The following is a 5,788-nucleotide window of genomic DNA, read 5'->3' on the forward strand; positions in this document are numbered from 1 at the left end:
GTGCCTCACCGCCCCCAACCCTCCCGAGGGCGGCCCGGCCGCCACCGGGTCGCTGCTGCCGCCCTCGCTGCGGGAGGCGCTGGCGGCCGGGCCGCCCTCGGGAGGGTTGGGGGCGGTGAGGCACGTGGTCGTGCTGATGCAGGAGAACCGCTCCTTCGACCACTACTTCGGCATGCTCAGGGGCGTCCGGGGCTTCGGTGACCGCAACGCCGTGGAGCTGCCCTCGGGACGGTCGGTGTTCGAGCAGCCGGGACCCGGCGGGAGCGGTGCCGTGCTGCCGTTCCCGGTGCGCGGTGCCGCCGAGGCGCAGGCGAAGGACCTCCAGTACATCGGGGACCTGGACCACTCCTGGAGCGGCGGCGGCAAGGCGTGGCGGGACGGCTGGATGGACGGCTGGGTCTCCGCCAAGACCGCCGCGACCATGGCGTACTACGACCGCCGTGACATCCCGCTGCACTACGAGCTGGCCGACACCTTCACCGTCTGCGACGCCTACCACTCCTCGATCCACACCTCCACCAGCCCCAACCGCAACCACCTGTGGTCCGGCTGGACCGGCTACGAGGCCGACGGCAGCCGGGCGGTGAGCAACGCCGCGTACGACGAGGGCAAGCACCCCGGCTATCCCTGGCCCACGTACCCGGAGCGGCTGGAACGGGCCGGGCGGAGCTGGCAGACGTACACCGAGTGGGAGAACTTCACCGACAACAACATCGAGTTCTTCGGAGTCTTCAAGACGATCGCGAAGAAGGCCCTGGCCAGGACGGGCGGGTACACGTACATGGAGGCGTTCTACGCCGAGGTGCGCACCGCCCCGGCGGCCGAGCGGCAGCGGCTGCTGGCCGCGCTGGAGGAGGGGGTCGCCGCCCTCGACCCCGCCGAGCGCTCGCTGTTCGAGCGGGGGCTGCGCCGGGTGGAGAGCGGCACCCTGGCCGACCGGTTCCGGGCCGACGTGGCCGCCGGGCGACTGCCGGAGGTCTCCTACCTGGTCCCCTCGGCGGTGGACTCCGAGCACCCGGGCTCGTCCTCGCCCGTCGCCTCGGCCACCCTGGTCTACAAGATCCTCGACGCGCTCGGCTCCCACCCCGAGGTGTGGCGGCACACCGTGCTGCTGATCAACTACGACGAGAACGACGGGTTCTTCGACCATGTGCCGCCGCCCGTCCCGCCGGCCGACGACACCGACGAGCGCTGGCAGGGCAAGCCCACCGGCCTCGGCATCCGGGTCCCGCTGCTGGTCGTCTCGCCGTGGAGCACCGGAGGCTACGTCTGCTCGGAGGTCTTCGACCACACCTCGGTCATCCGCTTCCTGGAGACGTGGACGGGGGTGCGCGAGCCGAACATCACGCCGTGGCGCCGCCGGGTCACCGGCGATCTGACCGGGGCGTTCGACTTCCGGCGCGGGCGGCCCCGGCCCGCCCTGGAGCGCCCGGGACCGATCCCGCCGTTCACCGGCCGCTGGCGGCCGCAGCCGCCCGCCGAGCAGAGGATGCCGGTCCAGGAGCCGGGCCGCCGCCCGGCCCGCCCGCTGCCCTACCAACCGGACGTGCAGGCCCGGACCGCCGAGGGGGCGGTGGAGCTGGCGGTGAGCAACACCGGCCGGTCGGCGGCGAGCTTCGCGCTCTACCCGTACGCCGGCGAGTTCGCCGCACCGCAGCACCGCGACGTGCGCGGGCGGGCGCGCTGGAGCGTGCCGGCGCCCGGCCCGGCGTACCGCTTCACCGTCACCGGGCCGAACGGCTTCCGCCGCGAGTTCGCCGGACCGGCCGGCGGGGGAGCGGAGGTCGGCACCCGGCTCCACCCGGCCGACCGCGAGCTGCACCTGACGCTGGAGAACACCGGGCGCGAGCCGGTGGCGTTCACCGTCCGGCCGCTGGGCCACGCCGAGGGGCGCCGCGCCCGGTCCCGTACCGTCACCGTCCGGCCCGGCCGCAGCCGCACCCTCACCCACTCCGCCGCGTCCGCGCACGGCTGGTACGACCTGGAGGTCACCGCACCCGGCGGCTTCCGGCGGCGGCTGGCCGGCCACCTGGAGAACGGCCGGGAGAGCGTCTCGGGGTGAGCCCGCCGCCCTGGGCGGTCCCCGCGCCGACGCGGGGACCGCCCACCGGGGGTGACACGCCCCTGTGAAGAGCGCCACGAAACGGACAAAGGATCTCGTTAGGGTGCGAGAGTCCTGTACGCGGGTCACCGATCCGCACGGACCCGGTCCGCACGGACCCGGTCCGCACGGAAGGCCCGCGGCGGGCGTTCCCGTCCCGGTCGGGGGCGGCTGCCCGATCGGCGCAGACGCCCGGCGCCGGACGGGGCCCGACGTACCGGCACCAGGCCCGGCCTCAGGTCCGGCGCCTGGCCGAGGACGCAGGTCCGATCCACGAGCCCACCAGGGAGCGAACCGTTGGCAGCCCTCGCCCGTTGGTGCGTCGCCCACCGGCTCGCCACCGTCCTGCTGTGGCTGCTCACCCTCGGCGGCGCGGCCGCCGCGGCCGCCGTCGCCGGCCCCGCCTACAGCGACGACTACGAGGTGCCGGGCACCGAGTCCGGCCGCGCCGCCGCCCTGCTGACCGAGGCCTTCGGCAGCGGCGGCGGCGAGGGCGACACCGTCGTCTGGCACCGCGAGGCGGCCGGCGGGGTCCTCGCGGCCCCGGTCGAACACCGGCTGACCGCCATGCTGGAACGGCTCGCCGCGCTGCCCGGCGTCGCCTCCGTCACCAGCCCGTACGCCACCGCGCCCCCGGACCAGGGGTCGCGCACCCCGCTACCCGCGCCCGGCACGCTCAGCGCCGACGGCCGCACCGGCTACGCCCAGGTCGCCTTCGACCGCCCGGCCGGCGAACTGACCCCGGACCAGGTCCGGGCGTACGTCGCCACTGCCCGGGCGGCGGCCGGCGACGGCGTACGGGTGGAGTTCGGCGGCACCGCCGTGGCCGCCGCGAACGAGGTGCCCAGCTCGCACACCGCCGAACTGGTCGGCGTGGGCGTCGCCGCCGTGGTGCTCTACCTGGCGTTCGGCTCGCTGGGCGCCAGCGTGCTGCCGATCGCCACCGCGCTGGTCGGCGTCGGCACCGCGTACGCCGGCATCGGGCTGCTCGGGCATCTGATGCCGGTCGCCGACTTCGCGCCGATGCTCGGCGTGCTCATCGGCCTGGGCGTGGGCATCGACTACGCGCTGTTCATAGTGACCCGCCACCGGGCGGGCCTGCGGCGCGGGCTGCCCGTCGGGGAAGCGGTACGGGAGGCGGTGGCCACCACCGGGCGGGCCGTGGTGTTCGCCGGGGCGACCGTGTGCCTGGCGCTGCTCGGCATGCTGGTGCTGCGGCTCGGCTTCCTCAACGGCGTCGCCCTCGCCGCCGCGCTGACCGTCGTGCTCACCGTGGCCGCCTCCGTCACCCTGCTGCCCGCCCTGCTCTCCTACCTGGGCGTACGGGCGCTGTCCCGGCGTGAGCGCGCCCGCCTCGCCGCGCACGGCCCCCGGCCCGAGCCGGCCACCGGCTTCGCCGCCCGCTGGGCCGGGTTCGTCGAGCGCCGGCCCAAGCTGCTCGGCGCGCTCGCCGCCGTGGTCATGCTCGTCCTGGCGCTGCCCGCGGCCGCCCTCCACCTGGGCACCTCCGACCAGGGCAGCAGCCCGGCCGGCAGCACCGCCCGCAGCGCCTACGACCTGCTGGCCGCCGGGTTCGGCCCCGGCGTCAACGGCCCGCTGACGCTGGCCGCCGAAGTGGACGGGGCGGACGACCGGGTGGCGCTCAGCAGGCTGCCGCTGATCCTGGGCGCCACCGACGGCGTCGCCTCGGTCGGGCCGGTCGCCCACGGCGGCGGGGGTCGTGCCGTCCTCACCGTCGTCCCCGACTCCGCCCCGCAGTCCCGGGCCACCAGCGAACTGGTGCAGCGACTGCGCACCGAGGTGCTCCCGGCCGCCCAGGAGGGCACCTCGCTGCGGGTGCACGTGGGCGGGGTGACCGCCGGCTACGACGACTTCGCCCAGGTCATCATCGGCAAGCTGCCGCTGTTCACGGCCGTCGTCGTCGCGCTGGGCTGCCTGCTGCTCCTGCTGGCGTTCCGCTCGGTCGGCATCCCGCTGAAGGCCGCCCTGATGAACATCGCGGCCGTCGCCGCGGCGTTCGGTGTGGTCGTCGCCGTCTTCCAGTGGGGCTGGGGCAGCGGACTGCTGGGCCTGGGCCGCGGCGGCCCCATCGAGCCGTTCCTCCCGGTGATCATGGTCTCGGTGCTGTTCGGGCTCTCCATGGACTACCAGGTCTTCCTGGTCAGCCGGATGTACGAGGAGTGGCTGGAGACCGGCGACAACCGGCGGGCCGTGCGGGTGGGGCTGGCCGAGACCAGCCGGGTCATCAACTCCGCCGCGGTGATCATGATCGCGGTGTTCCTGGCGTTCGTCCTCACCGGCGACCGGGTGATCGCCATGTTCGGCGTCGGCCTGGCCGCCGCCGTCGCGCTGGACGCCTTCGTGCTGCGCACCCTGCTGGTGCCGGCCCTGATGCACCTGCTGGGCCGCGCCAACTGGTGGCTGCCGCGCTGGCTGGACCGGCTGCTGCCGCGGATCAGCATCGAGACCCCGGCCGCCCGCGACGGCGGCCATGCGAAGATCCCCTGGCAGCGCGCGAGCGACGACGAGCAGCTCGTGCCCTGACCGGGGCGGCCGCGATCACCGGCGGCCCGCCCGGACCGGGGCGGCCGTCCGGCCGTGACCCCCGCCCGAGCGAAGAGGAGTGCCGGCCGGATGTACGCGATACCGCTGGGCGTCCAGGGGGCCGAGCTGGGCCCGCTGGAGCCGTGGCAGGCCGGGGAGTTCCTGGCCCACATGGACCGGGGCCGGGAGTACATCGGGCGGTACGTGCCGCTGCCCGAGGTCACCGCGGACCTGGCCTCGGCCCGCGCCTGGCTCCAGCGGTTCGCCGACAAGGCCGCCGCCGACACCGGCCGCCTCTGGGGCATCCGGCAGGACGGCAGACTGGTCGGCGGGGTGCTGTTCCGCGTCTTCGACACCGAGAGCGGGGTGTGCGAGGCGGGCTGCTGGCTGGAGCCGTCCGCCGCCGGGAACGGCCTGGTCACCCGGGCCTGCGAGGTCATCGTCGACTGGGCCGTGGAGCAGCGCTCGATGCACCGCGTCGAGTGGCACGTCGACCCCGCGAACACCCCCAGCATCAACGTCGCCCGCCGCCTCGGCATGACCCGAGAGGCCCGGCTGCGCGAGGTCGGCGTCCACCGCGGCGAGCGCCGGGACGTGGAGATCTGGGCCGTCCTCGCACGCGAGTGGCGCGCCCGCCGGCGTACGGCTACGGGCGGCGAGTAAGCCCCGGCCGCGCGGGCCTTAGTCCGCGCGCCACCCGGCCGGCGCGGGGACTCGAACGACCGCGCGGCCGCCTAAGGCACCCCTCTGGAGCTTCTAAGCACCTCGCCCCGGGGGAATGCGGCAGGCGCCCGATGCGGGGGGACGTGCTGGGAGACCAGAGTAGGGAGCGTCAGGAAACCGCCCACGGCTCCCAGGAGAACCCGATGCTTCCGTACGAGACCCGCATGACCCGCCACGCCGAGCTGATCCGCGAGGCCCGCGCCGACGAACTGGCCCGCGCCGCGCGGGCGGCCCGCCGGGCGGCCCGCCGCACCGCCCGCGGCTCCGGTCGCGGCGACCAGGAAGGGCGGGTGAGCGACAGCGCCCGGAACCGCTTCGGCACCGCGGCCTGACCGCTGCCGTGGCCCTGACCTCGGCCGTGCTCTGACCTCCGCGCCGCCTCCCTGACCGCGACCGCGGCCGCGATCGGACCCCGGAGCG

4 protein-coding genes are annotated in these 5,788 nt (G+C 75.6%); all 4 read left to right on the forward strand.

What is annotated here, in order from left to right:
- Nucleotides 1-2,062, forward strand: a 2,062-nt coding sequence (locus C6N75_RS16390) for a phosphocholine-specific phospholipase C (protein ID WP_322888055.1), incomplete at its 5' end; no start/stop codon positions are given.
- A 336-nt stretch (nt 2,063-2,398) separates the two neighbouring features.
- Nucleotides 2,399-4,645, forward strand: a complete 2,247-nt coding sequence (locus C6N75_RS16395; RefSeq protein ID WP_105869652.1) for an MMPL family transporter — start codon at nt 2,399-2,401, stop codon at nt 4,643-4,645.
- A gap of 90 nt (nt 4,646-4,735) precedes the next feature.
- Nucleotides 4,736-5,308, forward strand: coding sequence for a GNAT family N-acetyltransferase (locus C6N75_RS16400; RefSeq protein WP_105869653.1), 573 nt, complete (start codon nt 4,736-4,738; stop codon nt 5,306-5,308).
- Nucleotides 5,309-5,511: 203 nt separating this feature from the next.
- Nucleotides 5,512-5,700 (forward strand): hypothetical protein, encoded by a 189-nt coding sequence (locus C6N75_RS16405; protein WP_105869654.1) that lies wholly within the window; start codon nt 5,512-5,514, stop codon nt 5,698-5,700.
- The last annotated feature ends 88 nt before the right edge of the window (nt 5,701-5,788 follow it).

Source organism: Streptomyces solincola (genome assembly GCF_002982015.1).
In the GTDB taxonomy this organism is placed as follows: Bacteria; Actinomycetota; Actinomycetes; order Streptomycetales; family Streptomycetaceae; genus Streptomyces; species Streptomyces solincola.

Bases quoted from the DNA above. Each gene is read 5' to 3' on its own strand.
- C6N75_RS16400 (WP_105869653.1), top strand. From the start codon at position 4,736: ATGTACGCGATACCGCTGGGCGTCCAGGGGGCCGAGCTGGGCCCGCTG.
- C6N75_RS16405 (WP_105869654.1), top strand. From the start codon at position 5,512: ATGCTTCCGTACGAGACCCGCATGACCCGCCACGCCGAGCTGATCCGC.